The organism is Frigoribacterium sp. CFBP 8766 (assembly GCF_014841435.1).
In the GTDB taxonomy this organism is placed as follows: domain Bacteria; phylum Actinomycetota; class Actinomycetes; order Actinomycetales; family Microbacteriaceae; genus Frigoribacterium.
On record NZ_JACYTX010000005.1, the window covers coordinates 90,688 to 112,337 of the forward strand.

Below are 21,650 nucleotides of genomic sequence, written 5' to 3' on the forward strand. Positions count from 1 at the left end.
CCCCCGCGGCCCCGGCCGCACCCCCAGCGCAAGGAGGCGCACAGTGAGTCCCCGATCCCCTTTCACTGACCGGAACAGGCCTGGTCCGAGCCACGGCGACCGCATGCGCCCGCATCGCGGCCGCCTCGCCGCAGCCGCGCTCGGCACGGCCGTCGTCCTCGCCGGCCTCACCGGCTGCGCGCCCGGCAGCGGCCCCGACGCCGACGGCGTCACGGCGCTCGACTTCTTCCAGTTCAAGCCGGAGGCGGTGCAGGACTTCGCCGACATCATCACCGACTTCGAGGCCGAGAACCCCGACATCCGCGTGGTGCAGAACGCGGTGCCCGACCCCGACACAGCGATCCGCACCCTGCTCGTCAAGAACAAGGTGCCCGACGTGCTGACGCTCAACGTCAGCGGCAACTTCGCCGAGCTGGCGCGGGCCTGCGTCTTCGCCGACCTCAGCGACGAGCCCTCGGCCGACACGGTGAACCCCGCGGTGCAGGAGATCGTGCAGGACCTGGGCAGCTGCGACCAGGGCAGCGGGCAAGAGATCAACGCCCTCCCCTTCGCCAACAACGCCTCGGGCATCATCTACAACCCCGACATCTTCGCGGCCCAGGGCGTCGAGGTCCCCACCACGTGGACCGAGCTGATCGCCGCCGCCGACACCTTCGAGCAGGCCGGCATCGCACCGTTCTACTGCACGATGAAGGACGCGTGGACGGCCGGCCCCGCCTTCGTCAACCTCGGCGGCGCGCTGATGCCCGACGGCTTCTTCGACGACCTGCGGGCCGAGGGCTCCGACGTGCAGGACGGCGCCGTGTCGTTCAGCAAGGACTTCGGCCCCGCCATGGAGAAGGAGGTACAGCTCTTCTCCTACTGCCAGGACGACTTCGCCAGCCGCGACTACAACGCCGGCAACCTCGCCTTCGCGAACGGCGAGTCGGCGATGTACCTGCAGGGCTCGTACGCGATCCCGGCGATCCGCGCCAACGCCCCCGACGCCTCCATCGGCACCTTCCCCTACCCCGTGACCGAGAACGCGGACGACCGCATCGCGGTCTCCGGCGTCGACGTCGGCCTCTCGATCGGCCGGGACAGCCCCCACAAGGAGGAGGCGCAGCGCTTCGTCGACTACCTCATGTCGCCCGAGGTGGTGCAGGCCTACTCGGAGTCGCAGTCCACCTTCTCGCCGCTCAACGACGCCGAGCCCAACACCGACCCTGCCCTCGCGGGGCTCGAGCCGTACTTCACGAGCGGCCGGATCATCGGCTTCATCGACCACCAGGTGCCCGCGTCGATCCCGCTGGTCAACATGCTGCAGACCCTGGTCATCACCGGCGATGTGGACGAGTTCCTCACCGACCTCGACGACGAGTGGAGCAAGGTCGCCGCCCGCACCACCACGCAGAGAGAAGGCAAGTGATGACCGCCACCGCACCGCGGCCGACGACCGACGCCGGCCCTGAGGGGCCGACCCGCGCCTCCTCGAAGCGACAGCCGACGCTTCGCGCCGGCCAGGGCAAGACGCCCCGCGCCTTCTACTGGATGGTCGTGCCGGCCGTCGTCATCTTCTTCGGCCTGCACACGATCCCCGTCGTCACGGGCATGTTCTTCAGCCTCACCAACTACGCGGGCTACGGCACGTGGAGCTTCGTCGGGCTGTCGAACTACCTCAACCTGTTCCGCGACGACCGCGTCATCGCGTCGTACCTGTTCACGTTCGGGTTCGCCATCGTGTCGACGATCGCCGTCAACGTGATCTCGCTCGCCATCGCGCTCGGCCTCAACTCGCGGATCAAGTTCCGCACCGCGTTCCGCGGGATCTTCTTCATCCCCTACGTGCTGGCGATCCTCATCATCGGCTACGTCTTCAACTACCTGTTCGCGAACTCGTTCCCGACGATCCTGCAGTCGATGGGGCTGCCGGGCGCCAACATCCTGGCCGACCCGCAGTGGGCCTGGGTCGGCATCGTCATCACGACGGTGTGGCAGGCGTGCGCGTTCAACGTGATCCTCTACCTGGCGGGGCTGCAGACCATCCCCGCCGAGCTGTACGAGGCGGCCGGCATCGACGGCGCGTCGTCGTGGCGGCAGTTCCGCTCGATCACGTTCCCGCTGATCGGCGCCTACTTCACCATCAACATGGTGTTGTCGTTCAAGTCGTTCCTGCAGGTGTTCGACCAGATCGTCGCCCTGACGAACGGCGGCCCTGGCACGTCGACCGAGTCGATCGCGCTCGTCATCTTCCGCGGCGGGTTCCAGGGCGGCGAGTACGGCTACCAGATGGCCAACGCCGTGCTGTACCTCTTCGTCATCATCCTCGTGTCGTTCATCCAGTTGCGCTTCCTCCAGCGCAGAGAGGCGTCGTTCTGATGAGCTCGACGATCCAGGGCGCTGAGGCCCTCCAGACCACCACCAGCCCCGTCGACCCCGGCAGCTCCGACGGCATCGGCACGGGGCCGGCAGGCACGCCCCCGAAGTCCCGTCGTCGGCGTCGCCTCGACGGCGGCACGGGAGGCACCAACTGGTGGCTCACCGCTCTGATCGCCGTCTGCTCGCTGACGGTGCTCCTCCCCCTGTACTTCACGATCGTGACGTCGCTGAAGACGCCCGACCAGCTGGGCGGCACCGGCTTCGAGCTGCCGACCGAGATCCGCTGGCAGAACTTCGTCGACGCGTACCAGCTGACGAACTTCCCGCAGGCGCTGCTCAACACGGCGCTCATCACCGTGGGAGCCGTCGTGCTGACGCTCTTCACCAACTCGCTGGTGGCCTACGCCATCGCGCGCAACATGCACAAGAAGTTCTTCCGCGGGCTGTACTTCTACTTCCTGGCCGCGATCTTCGTTCCGTTCCCGATAATCATGCTGCCGGTGGTGAAGGAGACCGCGCTGCTCGGCCTCGACACCCCCGTCGGCCTCGTGCTGCTCTATACCGTCTACGGGCTGTCGTTCAACATCTTCATCTTCACCGCCTACATCAACTCGATCCCGATCGAGCTCGAGGAGGCGGCGCGCATGGACGGCGCCAGCACCTGGGGCGTCTTCTGGAAGGTCGTGTTCCCGCTGCTGGCGCCGATGAACGCGACGGTCGGCATCCTCACCTGCGTCTGGGCGTGGAACGACTTCCTGCTGCCGCTCGTGATCCTGTCCGACCCGTCGGCGCGCACGCTGCCGCTGGCGCAGTTCATCTTCCAGGGCCAGTTCAACACGAACTACACCGTGGCCTTCGCCTCGTACCTGATGGCCCTGGCGCCCCTGCTGGTCGTCTACATCGTGGCGCAGAAGTGGGTCGTCAGCGGCGTGATGCGGGGGTCGACCAAGTGACCGACGCCCGAACGCAGGACCACACTCGAGACATGACCAGCACGAACGAAGGAGGAGCGGTGCCGCACACCGACGCACCCTGGTGGACGTCCGCCACCGTCTACCAGATCTGGCCCCGCAGCTTCGCCGACGGCAACGGCGACGGCGTGGGCGACCTGGCGGGCATCCGCAGCAAGCTGGGCCACCTGCACGACCTCGGCGTCGACGTGATCTGGCTGTCGCCGATCTACCGCTCGCCGCAGGCCGACGCCGGCTACGACATCAGCGACTACGACGACATCGACCCGCTGTTCGGCACGCTCGACGAGTTCGACGAGCTGCTGGCCGAGGTGCACGGCCTCGGCATGAAGCTCGTGATGGACCTCGTCGTCAACCACACGAGCGACGAGCACGCCTGGTTCACCGAGTCGCGGTCGTCGGTCGACAGCCCCAAGCGCGACTGGTACGTCTGGCGTCCGCAGTCGGACGACGGGTCGCTGCCGACCGAGTGGCGCAGCGCCTTCAGCGGCCCCGCCTGGCAGCTCGACGAGGCGACCGGCGAGTGGTACCTGCACATGTTCGCGACGAAGCAGCCCGACCTCAACTGGCAGAACGCGGACATGCGCGCGGCCGTCTACGCGATGATGAACCGCTGGCTCGACCGCGGCGTCGACGGCTTCCGGATGGACGTCATCAACTTCATCGCCAAGACCCCCGCGTCGCTCGAGCCCGGCTCGGCCAGCTTCGAGATGGACCCGGCGATCCACGACCACCTGCAGGAGATGCACCGCGAGGTCTTCGCGCACCGCGGCGACCGCCAGCTCATCACGGTCGGCGAGATGCCCGGCGTCACGGTCGACGACGCCGCGCTGTTCACCGACCAGGCGCGCAGCGAGCTCGACATGGTGTTCCAGTTCGAGCACGTCGACCTCGACCGCGGCCCCGAGTCGAAGTTCGACAACGTGCCGCTCGCGCTGACCGACCTCAAGCGGTCGCTCGGCCGCTGGCAGGAGGGCCTCGCCGAGCGCGGCTGGAACAGCCTCTACCTCGGCAACCACGACCAGCCCCGCAGCGTCTCGCGCTTCGGCGACGACGGTGCCCACCGGTACGAGTCGGCGACGATGCTGGCCGCCGTGCTGCACCTCCACCGCGGCACCCCGTACGTCTACCAGGGCGACGAGATCGGCATGACGAACGCCGGCTTCACCTCGATCGACCAGTACCGCGACATCGAGTCGCTGAACTGGCACGAGGAGGCGCTGGCCGCCGGGGCCTCGGAGGCCGACGTCCTCGAGGCGCTCCGCTTCCGCAGCCGCGACAACGCCCGCACGCCGGTGCAGTGGTCGGCGGGCGCCTCCGCGGGCTTCACGACGGGGACCCCGTGGATCGGCGTGAACCCGAACAGCGCGGAGCTGAACGTCGAGGCCGACCGCGCCTCCGGCGACCGCAGCGTCTTCGAGTTCTACCGGCGGCTGATCGCGCTGCGGCACGAGCTGCCGGTGGTGCAGCTCGGCGACTTCGCGATGCTCGCGCCCGACGACGAGCGGCTCTACGCGTTCACGCGCACGCTCGGCGACGAGCGCCTGCTCGTGCTCGCGAACTGGTCGGGCGAGCCGTACGACCTCGACCCCGGGCTCGACCCGGTGCTGCGGCGCCGGTCGATCCCCGAGGTGCTCGTCGGCAACGTGCCGCACGGCCCCGGGTCGCTGACGCTCGCGCCCTGGGAGGTGCGCGTCCTGCGCGCCTGACCCCCGCCTCCTGCCCTCCCCTCCTCATTCAGGAAGATCCGTCCTGATCCGCGCGAGAGGGGGCACGGGGTTCCTGATCGGTGCACGAGTCAGGAACCCCGGGGCCCAGATTCCTGAATCTCGCAGGAGGTGCGCTCGGGACGCAGGGAGGGGCGCGCCTCCTACAGCCAGCGCTTGAGCTTGAAGGCGCCCCAGAGCCCGCCGCCGATGCCCACCATCAGCGCGAGGGCGAACGGGTAGCCCCACTCCCAGTGCAGCTCGGGCATCACGTCGAAGTTCATGCCGTAGATCGCGCCGATCAGCGTCGGGGCGAAGAGGATGGCGGCCCAGGCCGAGATGCGCTTGGTGACGTCGTTCTGCACCTGGGCGACGAGCGTCGCGTTCAGCGACAGCGCGTTCTGCAGCACCGCGCGGAACGTGTCGGCGCGGTCGACGACGCGGATGACGTGGTCCTGCACGTCGCGCAGCCGGCGCTCGAGCTCGGTGCCGACCTGGTACTTCTCGCCGCCGCGCAGCAGCCCGTCGAGCATGCCGACGAGCGGGCGGGTGGCCTTCTGGAAGTCCGCGACCTCGCCGAACAGCTCGTAGATGCGGCGCGAGACCCCGGCCTCGCCGGCGAACAGCTGCTGCTCGATCTCGTCGATGTCGTTCTCGAGCCCCTCGACGACCGGCGCATAGGCGTCGACGATCGCGTCGAGCACCGCCCAGAGGATCGCCTGCGGGCCCACCCGCAGCAGGTCGGGCTTCGCGCGCAGCCTCGACACGCTGCGCGCGAGGTAGCGCGAGTCGATGTCGGAGACGTGGTTGATGCCGATGAGGAAGTCCGGCCCGACGAAGAAGTGGATCTCGCCGAACTCGACCCGCTCCTCGGCGTCGAGGTAGACCGCCGGACGCACGACGACGAACAGGGTCGTGCCGTAGCGCTCGAGCTTGGCGCGCTGGTGGCCGTGGCCCGCGTCCTCGACGGCGAGCTCGTGCAGGTCGAAGCGGGCGGCCAAGGAGGCGAGCTCGGCCTCGTCGGGCTCGCTCAGCACCACCCAGGCGGTGCCGTGCGTCTCGGCGAGCGCCGCGTAGGTCTCGTCGAGCGTGTCGGGGCTCGCGGCGACTCGTCCGTCGACGTAGACGTCGTTGATCAGCAGGGGCATCCGCCCAGTGTCGCAGCCCGGCGGGCCGGGGTCGCGCCGCGCCTCCCCGGCCCCCTCCCCCGGGGCCGCGCCGCGCCTGCTCGGCCCCGGCCCCCGGGGTCGCGCCGCGCCTCCTCGGCCCCCTGTCTCGGAGAGAGTCCCCGAATCGACCTGCGGGGGCTCCGCGAGGTCGATCTGAGGCCTCTCGACTGCGGGAGAGGCGGCGAGACGACGCACCGTGTCCTCCCCGAGGTCGGAGAGGACATCTTCTGCCGGTTCACCGGCCAGGCCGGGGAGGCCGGACCGGACCGGACCGGGCCGGGCCGGGCCGGGAGGAGGCGGCTCAGCGGCCGTTCTTGACGTGCTGCGCGATCGTCGCGGCCGAGAGGGCCGTGTTGTACGCGGCCGTGTCGTCGAGGCTGCCCGAGAACCAGTAGTTCGCCGAGCTCGCCGGGATGTTCGGCCAGCCGGAGAGGTTGTCGTAGCCGACGCGCCAGTAGCCCGTCATCGGCTCCCCGGCGGCGTTCGACATCGTGCCGACGACCGCACCGTCGACGTAGAGCGTGAGCACGCCCGCCGAGGTGACGGTGCCGGCGACGTGGTGCCAGGTGCCGTCGCGGTAGGTCTTCGTGGTGCTGACGGTCTTGGTGCCGCCGTTGTAGGTGCCGAAGGTGATGACGCCGGTGCTGGACGCCCAGATCTGCCGGTCGTACTGGCCCGAGAGGCCGCTGGCCTGGTTGCCGAAGCCGATGATCTTGCCGCCGGTGCTGTTCGCGGGCAGGTTGATCCACGACTCCACGGTGAAGGCGGTCGGCGCCGTGACGGCGGGGGCGTTGGTGGTGACCGCGCCGGAGGTGCCGTTCAGGGTCACGTAGGGGCTCGAGCCGCAGGCGCCCGCGACACGGCTGACGCCGGCGGAGAGGGTGCCGGCGCGGCCGGTCGAGCTGCTGTCGAGGGCGGCGGTGCCTGACGCCTCGTTGTAGCCGTACGAGAAGACGGGCGAGTCGGTGACCGCGGGCATCAGGCACTCATAGGCCGAGGCCGCGGCGAAGTTGCTCGTCTTGTTCGCGGCCTGCGACGAGAAGGCCGCACCGGCGCCGCCCGAGACGACGAGCGTGAAGGCGAGCCCGCCGACGAGGCCGACGACGGCGAGGGTGCCGGCGGCGCCGCGCAGGCGACGGAGGCGGCGGTCACGCCGGTCGGCGCGGCGGAGGCTGCGACGCGAGGCCGGGTCGGCGACGACGGCCGGAGCAGCAAGGGCGGCGAGGACGAGCCCCGTGGAGACAGTCACGGTGGAGGTGCCCGAGACCGAGGCGCCGGAGGTGCCGGTCGCGGAGGAGGTGCCGGTCGCGTCCTCGGGAGCGCTGGCGGCGCCTCCTTCGCCCCGGCCCTCGGCCTTGAGGTCGCGGCGCAGCGAGCGGTCGGCCTGGGCGCCGAGCACGAGCAGCATCAGCGCGCTGCCCGTGACGAGCAGGTGGCCCCACTGGTGGCCGGCGGCCCAGACGAAGGGGGTGCCGATGTACGGCACGCGGAGGTAGCCGACGCCGACGACGGCGCTGCGGTCGATCGGGGTCGAGTCCGCGGTCGGGTTCGCGTCGCCCTTGGTGACGATCTGCGTGCCCTGGCCGTTGTCGTCGTAGCGGTGCAGGCGGAGGTGGTCGGCGTGGTCGGGGTCCTGGAACAGGAGCACCTGCCCGCGGTGGATCGACGACTCCGCGACCGGGCGGGCGACGACGACGTCGCCGGGGTGGATGCGCGGCTCCATCGAGCCGGTCATGACGGTGGTGGGCGTCCAGCCGATCACGGCGGGGACGGCGGCCCAGAGCAGCAGGCCGACCAGGGTGCCGAGCACGGTGCGCGACAGGATGCCGACGACGATGCGGAGCCAGCCGAGGCGGGCGCTGGCCGTGCTGCCGCTGGTGCGGGCCTCGCGGCGGGCGCCGACGGCCGCGACGGAGGCGGTGGCCGGGTGACGGGGGACGTCGTACGTGGTCATGGCGTCCTCCTGTCTGGTCGGTGCTGGTGCGGGTGCCGGCGCTGGTCGGGCGCGGGTGCGGGTGCGGTGCTGGTCGGGCTGGTGGTGCGCTGCGCCCCCAGGGGGCCGCGGGTCATCGGGCGACCCACGGACCCCTGCGTCGACGGTCCGGGCCGTCGTGGTGCGCGCCCGGCTGGTGACCGGGCAGGTGGCCCGCCGGCGGGTTCGGGAAGCCGGCGGAGCTGGCCCGTCGCCGCCCACGGGGGAGGAAGGCGGCGGCGGGGTCGTGCCCCGTCGCCGCCCACTGGGAGGGAGACGACGGGAGTCGAGCGGGCTCTAGCTGTTCTGGGCTTCCCAGGTGAGGCCGAGCGAGGCGGTGCCGGACTGCGTCGTGTTGGGCGCAGCGTTCGAGACCGTGTACGAGACCTGGTAGACGCGGGTCTCCGAGGTCGTGGTCTGGGTGCCGGTGGTGCCCGTGGGGGCCCAGTTGCCGACGCCGTTGCTGAAGTTCGTGTAGCTGGTGCCGAAGCCGGCGAGCGTGCCGTTGTACAGCGACGAGCCGGCGGCGAGGGGGGTGAAGCCCGAGCAGGAGCCGAAGCCGCCGCCGGTGCCCTGCACGACGCTGAGCGTGATGTTCGAGGCCAGGTTGTTCGTCGTCGCGGCGGCGGTGCCGTAGAGCTTGACGGTCGAGGCGAGCGTGCCGGTCGAGGTGACGGCGATGCAGTTGCTGCCGGTCGAGCCGGGCTTGAGGTTCGTGGCCGTGAACAGCGCGGTGTTCGAGTCGTCGTCGGTGAGGGCGACGGAACCGGCGGTCCAGTTGCTGGTCGGGTTGACCGTGGTCGACGAGAAGGCCGAGTACGAGGCCTGCGAGACGACGATGCCGCTGGCGACGAGGGCGGCGGGGATGGCGATCCAGGCGGCGAGGCGGGCGGCGCGGGGGGTGGGACGGGACATCGTGGGCTCCAGGGGTGTGAGAAGTGGTGGTGAGTCAGTTCGGGTGGTGCAGCGGTGCGTGAAGTTCGGTGGGGGCTGAGCATCTCGATCTCCGTGTCTCCCGGTTGTCGAGAGGTTCGGTGCCCGTGTGGCTCGGTGCCCAAGTGGTACGACAATCAAGTTATTCGGGTGTCGAGTAGCTTGCAAGTCGAGGGATGCCCCCAGTGGTGGGGGGTACCTTTTCTGTCGTGTTGCTCGATGACCGAGCTATAGTGGGGGGACGATCGATGAGCCGCCGTCCCTGCCGCCGTGGTCTCCCTCTCTTCGGCACCTCCGCCTCCTCCGCCTCGTTCGCCCCTGGAGCCTCATGACCGACATCTCTCCCCAGCCCCCCGCCGGCACCGCCCCGCCCCGCGACGCCGACGGCCTCGTCGACGTGGACGAGGTCCTCTCCGCCTTCTCGACGCTCCTCGGGCAGAACGCCCGCGTCGAGCGCCTCGTCGCGACCCACTTCGGCATCGGCACCACCGACCTCAAGTGCCTCGTCTTCATCGCGAACTCCCCCGAGAGCACCCCCAAGCTCGCCGCCGAGGCGCTCGAGCTGTCGACCGGGGCCACCACCAGCCTCATCGACCGGCTCGAGAAGGCCGGGTTCGTGGCCCGGCGCGCGCACCCCACCGACCGCCGCAGCGTCGTGCTCGAGCTCGCCCCCGAGGGCCAGGCCGCCGTCGCCGAGACGGGCGACTTCTACCGCAGCGCCTTCCGCGACGCGATCGACCCGCGCCAGCTCGACTTCCTCGCCTCGGTGATGCGCGCCATCGGCGACTCGCTGACGCGCCGCGCCGTCGACGACGACACGACGGGCGCGCAGGCCTCGAGCTGAGGACTGCCCCACGGGGCTGCCCCACGGGCGGGCACCTGGGACCGCTGCCCGCCCCGGTCGTAGGGTGGCGCGATGACTCCCTCCGACGTGCTCATCGAGGCCTTCGACCGCCTCCCCGCCATCGCCTCCGCCGCCGTCGACGGCCTCTCGGTCGACGACCTGGCCTGGCGCCCGGACGCCGAAGCGAACACGATCGCCTGGCTGGTCTGGCACACCGCCCGCGGCCAGGACGTGCAGATCGCCGACCTCGCCGCCTCCGACCAGGTCTGGACCGCCGACGGCTGGGCCGACCGCTTCGCGCTCCCCTTCGACCACGCCGAGATGGGCTACGGCCAGTCGCCTGCGGAGGTGGGCGAGGTGCGTGCCGAGCCGCACCTCCTCGTCGCCTACCTCGAGGCGGTCACGCTGCGCACCCGCGGCTACCTCGAGGGGCTGGACGCCGCCTCGTACACGGACGTCGTCGACGACGCGTGGGACCCGCCCGTCACCGCCGGCTCGCGCCTCGTGAGCATCCTCGGCGACTGCACGCAGCACCTCGGCCAGGCGTCGTACGTGCGCGGGCTGCTCGACCGCCGCTAGCCAGCGACGAAGGAGGCGCGGGTCGCCTCCCGCGACCGCCCGCCTACCGCAGGGACTCGGGCGCGACCTCCGCGGGCACCTCGTAGCCCAGCGACCCGGCCAGCTCGTCGAGCGCCGTCCGTGCGGCCTCGTACTCGCCCACGAGGACGGGATCGACGACGGCGTGGGCGTGCGGCCAGTCGACGTCGGGCTCGCCCCAGCGCCAGGCGTCGAGGGTGGACGCGGCCGCCCGGGTCGCGCTGACCGCCCGCGCGAGGCCGACCAGGTCGTGGTGGGCGAGCGACCTCCCGTCGGACCCGGCCCACGTCGCGAAGCTCGCGGGCACCTCCACCAGGGACTCGCGGGCGACGCGGGTCGCGGCCCGCTGCCGCGCGCGGGTCTGCTCCTGCACGCGCCCGTCGAGCCACGCCCAGACGGGGATCCCGCCCGCGGCGGCTCCCACGGCGCCCAGGGCGATCCACGACGGCCACTCCACGAGCCCGAACGCACCGATCGCGAGGGCGATGCCGAGGACTCCTCCGCCTGCTGCCGCGGCTCCGGCGGACGTCGGGTCCACCGGCCCGTCGACCCGGGGCCAGGTGAGCGCTCCCCGGAGCGCTGCCTCCGCCTCCTGCCGTGACAGGTCGGGGTCGGCCACCAGCCACCGGGTGCCGTCGCGGTCCTGAGGTCCGACGCCGCTGCCGGATGCGCGAACGGCCGACGCGTCGCGATCGAACTCGTCCCCGTGTCCGAGCGCGCCCCCGGGCACGTCGTCGAGGAAGACGCTCACGATCCGTCCGCCCCGGGACGCACACCAGTTGCCGCGGGGAACCCGACCTCGTCGCCGAGGGCGCGCAGCTCCTCCGACGCCCTGAGCCGTGCCGCCTCCAGGGCCACCGCCGCCGGGTGGCTGCCGTGGCGGTCGCCGGGCCCCGCGTCGGCGTCCTCGCCCTGGCCATGGCCGTGGTCGTGGGCGTGGCCGTCGGCGCCGTAGTCGAGGTCGTCGGGGTCGTCGTCGGGGTCGTCCAGCCGCCAGTACAGGACGTCGCCCAGCCGCCAGTGAGCCGCCTCGAGCTCGGACAGCACGTCGACCGCCGCGACCACGCGCCAGACGTCAGCCGCGGCGGCGGCGTCGGCGCCGCCGGCCCAGCCGAGCACGGAGCCCGGGATCGGCACGACGCGTGGGCTCGTCACCGTCTCGGGCTCGACCCGGTCGCACCGCCAGGGCGCCTCGTGCAGCACGATGCCCGCCGTGGCCGCGGCGACGAAGCCGATCCCGCCCAGCACGACGGCGACGGCGATCCGCCCGGGAAGCTCGGCCAGGTCGAGCTCGTCCATGACGATCACGGTGCCCCAGACCGCCCCGCCCAGCACGAGGAGGGCGACGACGCCGGGCGTCCACGCCAGCACCCGGCGCACCAGGCTGCGGTTCGTGGGAGCGTTCGCGGCGCGGTGCGCGCGCACCGCCTCCTCGGCCTCGGCTGGCGTCAACGACGGGTCGACGACGTGCCAGACCTCACGGTCGCTGATGCGGACCCGGACGATGCCGGGCCTCTCGCGGGTCGGGGCCACGCTGCGAGCCTAAGCCGCAGCCGCAGCCGCAGGCGCGGGCGTGGTGCGACGCGCCTGCACCCGGCGACCCCGCGCGCACCCTCGAGCGCACCGAAGGGTCCCCGCGGGTTCCGCGGGTGCGCGGCTCCGCGGGTCCGGATGCGCGGCTCCGCGGGCCCGCGGGTCCGCGGCTCCGCGGCTGCGCGGCTCCGCGGGTGCGCGGCTCCGCGGGTGCGCGGCTCCGCGGGTGCGCGGCTCCGCGGGTGCGGATGCGTTTCGCGCCGCGCCGCATCGGCGCCGCCTGCCGACGCGAGAGCGACGAACCTCCGTGATGTTCCCCGGAGATTCGTCGCTCTCACGTCGCCCAGCGCCCGTCAGGGCACCGACGGAGGTGCGGTGAGGCCTAGACGCCGGCCAGCTGGTCGACGAGGGCGTCGCCCGAGCGGGCGTCGATCATCTCGGCCTCGATCTCGGCACGGTCGAGCAGCTCCTCCATGCGGCGGCGACGGGGGCGCGTGATCAGCGTGACGACGGTGCCCTCCTTGCCGGCACGGCCGGTGCGGCCCGAGCGGTGCAGGTACGTCTTGTACTCGTCGGGCATGTCGGCCTGGACGACGAGCTCGATGTCGTCGACGTGGATGCCGCGGGCGGCGACGTCGGTCGCGACGAGCACGTTGACCTTGCCGCTGGTGAGCAGGCCGAGGTTGCGCGTGCGGCGGGCCTGGTTCAGGTCGCCGTGCAGGCTGGTGGCGCGGATGCCCGCGTCCTCGAGCTGGTCGGTCAGCTGCTCGGCGAACGCACGGGTGCGCGCGAAGACGAGCGTCTTGCCGGGGCCCGACGCGAGCTGCTCGATGACGGCCGTCTTGTCGCGCTGCTCGATGACGAGCACACGGTGGTCGATCGTCGAGCTGGCCTGGTCCTCGCCGGCGACCTCGTGCACGGCGGGCTTGACGAGGAACTCGTCGACGAGCTTCGCCACGCCCTTGTCGAGGGTCGCGCTGAAGAGCAGCTTCTGGGCCCGGTCGCCGTTCGGCTTGACCTGCGCGGTCTCGCGGATGATGCGCTGCACGGGCTCGAGGAACCCGAGGTCGCACATGTGGTCGGCCTCGTCGAGCACCGTGATGACGACCTCGCTGAGATCGAGTCGGCCCTGGTCGATCAGGTCCTCGATGCGTCCCGGGGTGCCGATCACGATGTCGACGCCGCGGTTCAGCGCGCCGACCTGGCGGGCCTGGGGCACGCCTCCGTAGACCTGCGTGGTGAACAGGCCGACCGAGCGGGCGATCGGCTGCACGGTGCGGTCGATCTGCATCGCGAGCTCGCGCGTCGGGGCGAGGATCAGCGCACGGGGCCGACGGCCCATCTTGCGGTTCTTCGCGCCGTTGTTCTCCATCAGCTTCTCGACGAGCGGGGCGCCGAAGGCGATGGTCTTGCCGGAGCCGGTGCGACCACGGCCGAGGACGTCACGACCCGCGAGCACGTCGGGGATCGTCGCGGCCTGGATCGCGAACGGAGCCGCGGCGCCCATCGAGGCCAGCTGGCGCTCGATGTTGTCGCCGAGGCCCAGGTCGCCGAAGCTGACGCCCTCGACGTCCTGCGCCGTGAGCACCTCCGCCTGGAGCTTCTCGAGCTTGACGTCGTCCTCGGGCGAGTAGTGCATGCCCTGGTCGCGCTTCGGGTAGAAGTCGGATCGGTCGTTGCGCTCGGCTGCGCCGGGGCCGCGGTCGCCGCGGTCGAAGCTGCGGGGGGCGCGATCGTCGCGGCCGCCACGGGCGTCGCGGTCGAAGCTGCGGGGCGCGCGGTCGTCGCGGCCGCCACGAGCGTCGCGGTCGTACGAGCCGCCGGAGGTGCGTCCGCCGCGCTCGGGACGGTCACCGAACGAACGGGCCGGCTGGTCGTCGCGGGGCGGGCGCCCGGCCGGCGTGTAGTTCTTGGGCGCGCGGTCGTCGCGGCGAGCGGGACGCTCGTTGCGGTCGTCGCGGCGGGGAGCTCGGTCGTCGCGGTCATAGCCGCGGGCGGGTCGCTCGTTGCGGTCGTACGAACGGGGCGCGCGATCGTCGCGTGCAGGACGGGCGTCGCGGTCGTCGCGGCCGTACGGACGGCCGCCGCGGTCGTCACGGCCGCCGTTGTCGCGGGCCGGACGAGCATCGCGGTCCCAGCTGCGGGCGGGACGTCCGTCGCGTCCGGCGCGGGCCGCCTCCTTGCCGCCGTCCCGGCCATAGCGGGGGGCACCTCCGTCGCGGCCGCGCTCGGCGTTGCGGGCGTCGTGGTCGCGGGGGGCGAAGCGGCTGTTCGAGGTCTTCTCGCGCGGCTCCCAGTTGGGGCGGCTGCTGCCGCTGCGGGGGGCCTCGCCGCGGCGCTCGGCGCGGGCGTCGGAGTTCCAGCGGTTCTTGCGCTCGGGGGCGCCGGCCTCGTCGGGGCGGTGGCCGCGGTGCGAGGAGCTCTTGGAGCCCGGCTTGCGGTGCGGGTCGGTGCCTCGCGAGCGTGAAGGAGTCTTGTCGTAGGGGGGCATGGTGTTCTTTCCGGGCTTGTGCGATGACGCGAAGAAATACCCGGGCAGCCATTGACCAGGACCGTTCACATACGTGAATTCATCCCGACGAGATCCGTCGTGAATCCGGCCCACAAGACGTACAAACCCTCATGTGTCCCGCTCGTCGCCTCCGGTGGTTGTCCGGGGAGCGACGCCGCAGGACGTGCGCGCCACAGGCGCGCGGTCTTGAGCCGACCCACCAACGATACCCGACCCTCCCCCGGAACAGAACCCCCGCCTCTCGGCTCGCGCCCCACCCGGCTCGACGGGAATCCCCGCGGCGCCGTGCCGACGCGGAGACGACGAACCTCCGCGATGTCCCGCGGAGGTTCGTCGTTCTCGCGTCGCTAGACCGAGGTGTCGGCCGACGCTCCAGCCGAGATGTCATCCGACGCCCCGGCCGAGACGCCGTCGCGACGGTCCGCCCGCCGCTCCCGCCACCCCTCGTACAGCGAGTAGAGCACCGGCAGCACGACCAGCGTCAGCACGGTCGACGACACGAGCCCGCCGATCACGACGACAGCCAGCGGCTGCGAGATGAACCCGCCGTGGCCGGTGATGCCGAGCGCCATCGGGGTCAGGGCGAAGATCGTCGCGGTCGCCGTCATCAGGATGGGCCGCAGCCTGCGCGACGCTCCCTCGAGCAGCGCCTCGCGCACCCGCAGACCCCGGGTCCGGTACTGGTTCACGAGGTCGATCAGCACGATCGCGTTGGTGACCACGATGCCGACGAGCATGAGCACCCCGATCAGCGACGCGACGCCGAGCGGGATGCCGGAGGCGAGCTGCAGCAGGATCGCGCCGGTCGCCGCGAACGGGATCGACACCAGCAGGAGGAGCGGCTGCAGCAGGCTGCGGAACGTCGCCACCATGACGATGTACACGATGAGGATCGCGATGAGCACCGCGAGGAACAGCTGCGAGAACGCGTTCGACTGGTCGGCCACAGCGCCGCCGACGACGGCGTCCGCCCCGGCGGGCAGGTCGAGCCCGGCGATCGCGTCGTCGACCTCGGTGCCGGCGCTCGACAGGTCGTCGCTCGACGGGGTCACGGTGACGGTGGCGCTCCGGACGGCGTCGGTCGTGGTGACCGAGGTGGGGCCGTTCGTCTGCTCGACCGTGGCGATCGAGTCGAGGCGCACGGGCCCGGTCGCGCTCGGCAGCTCCAGCGCGCGGAGCTCGTCGAGGGTCGCGGGCGGCGTCGGGTCGACGGTGTAGATGTCGACCGAGCTGTTCTCGATCTCGAGCGAGCCCACCCGGAACGGCTGCACGGCCTGCGAGACGATGCCGCCGACGGCGACCTCGCTGAGGCCGATGTCGGCCGCCGCGTCGCGGTCGACGACGACGCCGATGACGGGCTGAGCGGCCTGCAGGTTCGACCCGGCCTCGGCCGTCCCCGGCAGGTCGCCGACCGCGGTGAGCACGGTCTCGGTCGCGGTCTGCAGGGTGTCGGGGTCGGGCGCGGTCACGTCGACGGTGATGTCGTTGCTCGTGCCGAAGCCGCTCGACGCGGTCAGCTCGATGTCGCCCGCGTCGGCCACGTCGTCGAGGCGCGAGCGCACCTCGGCCTGGAGCGCGTCCTGGTCGGCGTCCTCGTTCGTGGTGATCGAGTAGGTGACGGTGCTGTCGCCGGTGCCGCCGAAGAAGCTGGCGATGGAGGTGCCGCTCGAGCCGATCGTGAGCTGCACCGTCTCGATGCCGTCGACGCCGTCGAGCTCCGTCTCGACCTTCGAGGCGGCGTCCGAGAGCACCTGCAGGCTGGAGGCGGGCGCGAGGGTCTGCGTGACGGTGAACGTGTTCTGCCCGCTCGCCCCGAGGAAGTTCGTCTTCATCAGCGGGATGGCCGCCGCAGTGCCGCCGAGCACGAGCACGGCGACCAGCAGCGTCACGACGGGGTGGCGGAGCGTGCCGCGCAGCACCGGCACGTAGACGCGGCGCAGCCGGTCGAGCGGCGCCGGGTCGGTCGGGTCGGACGCGGCGGTCGTGAGGCGCTCCTGGGCCTGCTCTCCCGCGGCACCCGGCGCGTGCTTGTGCACCTTCGGCGCCCGCAGGAACCAGTACGCGAGCACCGGCACGATCGTCAGCGAGACGAACAGCGACGCGAGCAGGGCGATCGTCACCGTCAGCGCGAAGGGCCGGAACAGCTCGCCGGTGATGTTGCCGACGAAGGCGAGCGGCAGGAACACGACGACGGTCGTGACGGTCGACGCCGTGACGGCGCCCGCGACCTCGCGGACGGCGGTGGTGATCGACGCGACGCGGCCGTCGCCTCCTGCGAGGTGCCTCTTGATGTTCTCGATGACGACGATCGAGTCGTCGACCACCCGCCCGATGGCGATGGTGAGCGCGCCCAGCGTCAGGATGTTGAGCGTGTAGCCCGCGGCCTGCAGGCCGATGAAGGTGATGAGCACGCTCGTCGGGATGCTGATCGCGGTGACGATCGTCGAGCGCACCGACAGCAGGAACACGAGGATGACGATCACGGCGAAGACGAGCCCGAGCAGCCCCTCCTCCGCCAGCGCGTCGATCGACTGCTGGATGAACGGCGCCTGGTCGAAGACGATCGACAGGTCGACGTCGGAGCCGAGGTCGGCGGCGAGCGACGGCAGGGCGTCCTGCACCGTGGTCGACACGTCGACCGTGTTGGCGTCGAGCGTCTTGGTGACCGCGATCGTGAGGGCGTCCTGGCCGTCGACGCGGCTGATCGAGGTGACGGGCGCGCCGCTGAGGGCCACGTCGGCGACGTCGTCGATCGTGACCGCCGAGGTGCCGCCGAGCAGCGGCAGGGCCGCGACCTCGTCGGTGCTCGTGAGGCGCTGGCCGGCCTGGATCGAGAGGGTCTGGCCGTTCTCGGTGAGGGTGCCGCCGGGGATGAGCGTGCCGTTCGCGTCGAGCGCGTCCTGGAAGGACTGCGTGGTGAGGCCCGCCGCGGCGAGCGCCGTGCTGTCGGGCGTGATGACGACGCGCTGGCCGGCGTCGCCGTAGATCGAGGCCTCGCGCACGCCGTCGAGCTTCTGCAGGTCGGGCACGGTCGTGTTCGTGAGCCGGTCGACGAGCGCCTGGGTGTCGTCGGCCGAGTAGCCGGTGACCGCGATCTGGACGATGGGCAGGTCGTCGAGGCTGCCGGTGACCACCTGGGTGTCGACGCTGTCGGGCAACGTCAGCCGGTTGATCGCCGACTGGATCTTCTGCTCGGCCGCGCCGAGGTCGGTGCCGTAGGTGAACTCGGCCGAGACGGTGCTCTGCGACGTGCTCGACGTCGCGGTGGTGCCCTCGAGCCCTGGGATGATCTGCACCGCCTGCTCGATCGGCGTCGAGACGTCGTCGTTGACCACCTCGGGCGTCGCGCCGGGGTACGAGCTGACGATCGCGATCTGCGGGAACTGCACGTTGGGCGCGAGCTCCTGCTTGAGCGACGTCAGCGCGATGCCGCCGAAGACGGCGACGACGATGGTGACGAGGGCGATCAGCGCGCGGTTGCGCAGGCTGAAGACGGACAGAAGATGCACGAGGCTCCGGTGGTGAGAGGGAGGGGAGAACGGGGGAGGCGACGGTCACGACCTGCACCGCACCTCCATTGTCGCCAGCCTCTCTGGGAACTGGCGGCGCTTTCTTACACGCTGTGCAGAGGTGGTGCGGTCGACACGACGGTGGACGAGCCGATAGCCTGCTCGGCTGCCCACTCTGCGGTGGCATCTGCACGCGCAGCCGGACGACCGCGTCCGTACCGCGCCGCCACGACCGCCACCCCCACAGAGAGACCTCCCATGGGCTACATCGACGTCAACCGCGTCTCCTACGCACTCGCCGACGGCAGGCCGCTGCTCGACGAGGTGTCGTTCCGCGTCGGCGAGGGCCAGAACGCGGCTGATCGGGGCGAACGGGGTCGGCAAGTCGACCCTGCTGCGGATGGTGCGCGGCGAGCTCCGAGCCGACGAGGGCGCGATCAGCATCGACGGCGGCCTGGGGGTGATGGACCAGTTCATCGGCCACGTCCGTGACGACAGCACCGTGCACGACCTCCTCGTCGGCATCGCGCCGCCGGCCGTCCGCGACGCCGCGCGCGCCCTCGACGCGGCCGAGCTCGCCCTGGTCGAGGACGACGTCACCGAGACGCAGATGGCGTACGCCACGGCGCTCTCCGACTACGCGGACGCCGGGGGCTACGAGGTCGAGACCCTCTGGGACACCTGCACCACCGCCTCCCTCGGCGTGCCCTGGGAGCGCGCTCGCTGGCGGCAGGTGTCGACCCTCAGCGGCGGCGAGCAGAAGCGGCTCGTGCTCGAGGCGCTGCTCCGCGGGCCCGAGCAGGTGCTGCTGCTCGACGAGCCGGACAACTACCTCGACGTCCCCGGCAAGCGCTGGCTCGAGGAGGCGCTGGTCGCGACCCCCAAGACGGTCCTGCTGGTCAGCCACGACCGCGAGCTGCTCGGCCGCGTCGCCGACCGGGTGGTCACGATCGAGACCGGGGCGGCCGGCAACACGGCCTGGACCCACGGCGGCTCGTTCCGCACCTACCACCAGGCCCGGGCCGATCGGATGGACCGCCTCGACGAGCTCCGCCGCCGGTGGGACGAGCAGCACGAGAAGCTCCTGACCCTGGTGCGCAACCTCAAGGTCAAGGCGACCGCGATGGACAGCATGGCGTCGCGCTACCAGGCCGCCCTGACGCGTCTGCACAAGTTCGAGCTCGCCGGTCCTCCCCAGGAGCGCCCGCCCGAGCAGGACCTGAACATGCGCCTGACCGGCTCGCGCACCGGCAAGCGGGTGGTGGTCTGCGAGCAGCTCGAGCTGACCGGGCTCATGGCGCCGTTCGACGCCGAGCTGTGGTTCGGCGAGCGGATCGCCGTGCTCGGCTCGAACGGGTCGGGCAAGTCGCACTTCCTGCGGCTGCTGGCACGCGGAGGCACCGATCCCGACCCGCGCGACGCCCACGTGACGACCGTGGGCGGCATGCTCGCCCCCGTGCCGCACACCGGCCGGGCCGTCCTCGGCGCCCGCGTCGTGCCCGGCTGGTTCGCGCAGGCGCACGAGCACCCGGCGATGATCGGGCGCACCCTGCTCGAGATCGTGCACGAGGGCGACGACGAGCGCCGGGGCCTCGGTCGCGAGGCCGCCAGCCGCGCCCTCGACCGCTACGGGCTGGTGGGGTCGGCCGAGCAGGTCTTCGAGTCGCTCAGCGGCGGGCAGCAGGCCCGTCTGCAGATCCTGCTGCTCGAGCTGAGCGGCGCGACCCTCCTGTTGCTCGACGAGCCCACCGACAACCTCGACATCGTCTCGGCCGAGGCACTCGAGGAGGCGCTGGACCGGTTCGAGGGAACGGTCATGGCCGTCACCCACGACCGCTGGTTCGCCCGGTCGTTCGACCGGTTCCTCGTGTTCGGCAGCGACGGCGACGTCTACGAGGCGCCCGGCCCGGTCTGGGACGAGAAGCGGGTGCAGCGGGCCCGCTGAGCGGGCCGGCCGCCGGTCGAGCCACACCCCTGAAACCGCACCACACCCTCTATTCCAGGGGTTTAGTGCCGGATGTGGGGTGTGGTGCGCAGCCGCGACGCGCCGACGGGACGGGCTAGACGACCTCGGCCATCAGGGCCCCGCGGGGCGCCTGCACCCCGTCGATGCCGTCCCAGGCGGCGGCGAGCGCCGCGAGTGCGCGGTCGGTCTCGTCGTCCGGGTACGAGTACGGCACCCGCAGGAACCGCTCGAACGCTCCGTCGACGCCGAACATCGGCCCGGCCGCGAGCAGCAGCCCGTGCCGGCGGGCGGCGAGCACGAGCTGCGAGCTGACCGGTGCGCCGAGGCCCACCCACGTGGTGAGGCCGCCGGCCGGCGACGGCACGCTCCACCCGGGGAACGCGCTGCGGAGGCCGGCGACGAGCCGGTCGCGACCGTGCCTCAGCTGCCGGGAGCGCGCCTCCAGCACGCCGTCCATGTCGCCGAGCAGGTCGGCGACGATCAGCTGCTCGAGCACGGGGGTGCCGAGATCGCCGGCCGAGCGCGCGCGCACGAGGCGCTCGACGAGGGGCCGCTCGGCCCGGATCCAGCCGATCCGCAGCCCGCCCCAGAGCGACTTGCCGACCGAGCCGATCGTGACGGCGGGCCCGTAGGCCGCCATCGGCAGCGGCCGAGCACCAGCACCGCCACCAGCGCCGGCACCGGCGGGGGAGGCGCCCCGCGGCCCCCCGACGACGAGCTCGGCCATCGTCTCGTCGGCGATCACGATCGTCCCCTCGTCCGCGGCGGCCTCGAGCACGCGCACCCGCTGCGCCTCGGGCATCGTCGCCCCGGTCGGGTTGTGGAAGTCGGGCATGAGGTAGGCGACGGGCGGGCTCGTGCGCCGCAGCGTCTGCAGCAGCGCCGACTCGTCCCACCCGTCCTCGACGGTCACGCTGACGGGCGCGAGCCGGGCGCCCGCGGCCCGCAGCGCCTCGAACGCGTGCGGGTAGCCGGGGGTCTCGACGACCGCGCGGTCCCCCCGCCCGACGAGCACCCGGGCCAGCAGGGCGATGGCGTGCTGGGCGCCGAGGGTGACGACGATCTGGTCGGCGCTCGTCTCGAGGCCACGGGCGCGGTAGCGGGCCGCGATCGCCTCGCGCAGCACCGGACGACCGACGGTGTCGTAGCCGGGCTCGGACAGGTACGCGCCGAGGCGTCCCGCAGCCCGCTGCGCCGCCTCCGCGATGCCGTCGACGGCGGGCATGGCCGCCTTGGTGAAGTCGAGCACGTCGCCCTCGGCGGCGGGCCGTGTCGACCGGACCCGCGCCTGGTCGGGCAGCCGCACGACGCTGCCGCTCCCCCGCAGGCTCGTGACGTGGCCGGCGTCGCGCAGCGCGGCGTACGCCGCGGCGACGGTCGTGCGGCTGACCCCGAGGTGCGTCGCGAGGTCGCGCTCGCTCGGCAGGCGCGTGCCCACGGAGAGCCGGCCGTCGAGCACGAGCAGGCGGATGCGGTCGGCGAGCGCGGCGTAGCCGGGCGACGAGGAGGCGCGCCACGAGTCCAGCAGCACCCCCAGCGCCCGCGACGACACGGCCGGTCCGCTCGTGACGATGCTCATG

At 72.2% G+C, this 21,650-nt stretch carries 14 protein-coding genes and 1 pseudogene; 7 read left to right on the forward strand and 8 right to left on the reverse strand.

Annotated elements, in window-relative coordinates; translation table 11 throughout:
• The first annotated feature begins 103 nt into the window (after positions 1 to 103).
• Genes IFT90_RS13995 through IFT90_RS14010 form a run of 4 tightly spaced genes read left to right on the forward strand, consistent with a single transcriptional unit; the run spans position 104 to position 5,038 of the window.
• Complete coding sequence (locus IFT90_RS13995; RefSeq protein ID WP_192042842.1) at positions 104 to 1,408, forward strand: ABC transporter substrate-binding protein; 1,305 nt, start codon at positions 104 to 106, stop codon at positions 1,406 to 1,408.
• Entirely contained in the window at positions 1,408 to 2,358 is a 951-nt protein-coding gene (locus IFT90_RS14000; RefSeq protein ID WP_192042843.1) for a carbohydrate ABC transporter permease, read from the forward strand. Before IFT90_RS13995 ends, IFT90_RS14000 begins: the two co-directional genes overlap by 1 nt.
• Complete coding sequence (locus tag IFT90_RS14005; RefSeq protein ID WP_192042844.1) at positions 2,358 to 3,311, forward strand: carbohydrate ABC transporter permease; 954 nt, start codon at positions 2,358 to 2,360, stop codon at positions 3,309 to 3,311. The genes IFT90_RS14000 and IFT90_RS14005 overlap by 1 nt, the downstream gene beginning before the upstream one ends.
• A 32-nt stretch (positions 3,312 to 3,343) precedes the next feature.
• Positions 3,344 to 5,038, forward strand: a complete 1,695-nt coding sequence (locus tag IFT90_RS14010) for an alpha-glucosidase (RefSeq protein ID WP_192042845.1) — start codon at positions 3,344 to 3,346, stop codon at positions 5,036 to 5,038.
• A 161-nt stretch (positions 5,039 to 5,199) separates the two neighbouring features.
• On the opposite strand, the gene IFT90_RS14015 is transcribed toward IFT90_RS14010, so the two are convergent.
• The 3 genes from IFT90_RS14015 to IFT90_RS14025 all read right to left on the reverse strand — a co-directional run bounded on the left by IFT90_RS14015 (position 5,200) and on the right by IFT90_RS14025 (position 9,091).
• Positions 5,200 to 6,183, reverse strand: a complete 984-nt coding sequence (locus IFT90_RS14015; RefSeq protein ID WP_133739250.1) for a magnesium and cobalt transport protein CorA — start codon at positions 6,181 to 6,183, stop codon at positions 5,200 to 5,202.
• Between the two features lie 322 nt (positions 6,184 to 6,505).
• Positions 6,506 to 8,158: a signal peptidase I gene (locus tag IFT90_RS14020; RefSeq protein ID WP_192042846.1), complete on the reverse strand. Its 1,653-nt coding sequence runs from the start codon at positions 8,156 to 8,158 to the stop codon at positions 6,506 to 6,508.
• Between the two features lie 315 nt (positions 8,159 to 8,473).
• Positions 8,474 to 9,091, reverse strand: coding sequence for a hypothetical protein (locus tag IFT90_RS14025; RefSeq protein ID WP_192042847.1), 618 nt, complete (start codon positions 9,089 to 9,091; stop codon positions 8,474 to 8,476).
• A 346-nt stretch (positions 9,092 to 9,437) separates the two neighbouring features.
• Here IFT90_RS14025 and IFT90_RS14030 point away from each other — a divergent pair, with 346 nt between their 5' ends.
• Both IFT90_RS14030 and IFT90_RS14035 read left to right on the forward strand, forming a co-directional pair.
• Complete coding sequence (locus IFT90_RS14030; protein ID WP_192042848.1) at positions 9,438 to 9,953, forward strand: MarR family winged helix-turn-helix transcriptional regulator; 516 nt, start codon at positions 9,438 to 9,440, stop codon at positions 9,951 to 9,953.
• A gap of 72 nt (positions 9,954 to 10,025) precedes the next feature.
• Complete coding sequence (locus tag IFT90_RS14035; RefSeq protein ID WP_146906047.1) at positions 10,026 to 10,532, forward strand: DinB family protein; 507 nt, start codon at positions 10,026 to 10,028, stop codon at positions 10,530 to 10,532.
• Positions 10,533 to 10,575: 43 nt separating this feature from the next.
• Here the strand turns inward: IFT90_RS14035 and IFT90_RS14040 are convergent, their stop codons facing one another.
• The 4 genes from IFT90_RS14040 to IFT90_RS14055 all read right to left on the reverse strand — a co-directional run bounded on the left by IFT90_RS14040 (position 10,576) and on the right by IFT90_RS14055 (position 18,104).
• Positions 10,576 to 11,301 (reverse strand): hypothetical protein, encoded by a 726-nt coding sequence (locus tag IFT90_RS14040; protein ID WP_192042849.1) that lies wholly within the window; start codon positions 11,299 to 11,301, stop codon positions 10,576 to 10,578.
• On the reverse strand, positions 11,298 to 12,083 hold the full coding sequence (locus IFT90_RS14045) for a hypothetical protein (RefSeq protein ID WP_192042850.1): 786 nt from the start codon (positions 12,081 to 12,083) through the stop codon (positions 11,298 to 11,300). The genes IFT90_RS14040 and IFT90_RS14045 overlap by 4 nt, the downstream gene beginning before the upstream one ends.
• Positions 12,084 to 12,465: 382 nt before the next feature.
• Complete coding sequence (locus tag IFT90_RS14050) at positions 12,466 to 14,574, reverse strand: DEAD/DEAH box helicase (protein WP_192042851.1); 2,109 nt, start codon at positions 14,572 to 14,574, stop codon at positions 12,466 to 12,468.
• Positions 14,575 to 14,942: 368 nt separating this feature from the next.
• Positions 14,943 to 18,104: an efflux RND transporter permease subunit gene (locus IFT90_RS14055; protein ID WP_192042852.1), complete on the reverse strand. Its 3,162-nt coding sequence runs from the start codon at positions 18,102 to 18,104 to the stop codon at positions 14,943 to 14,945.
• 258 nt (positions 18,105 to 18,362) lie between these two features.
• Between IFT90_RS14055 and IFT90_RS14060 the strand changes: the two are divergent.
• Positions 18,363 to 20,049: pseudogene (locus IFT90_RS14060) on the forward strand (ABC-F family ATP-binding cassette domain-containing protein).
• Positions 20,050 to 20,164: 115 nt separating this feature from the next.
• Here the strand turns inward: IFT90_RS14060 and IFT90_RS14065 are convergent.
• A complete protein-coding gene (locus IFT90_RS14065; RefSeq protein WP_192042853.1) occupies positions 20,165 to 21,649 on the reverse strand; it encodes a PLP-dependent aminotransferase family protein in 1,485 nt (494 codons plus the stop codon).
• Position 21,650 lies beyond the last annotated feature (1 nt).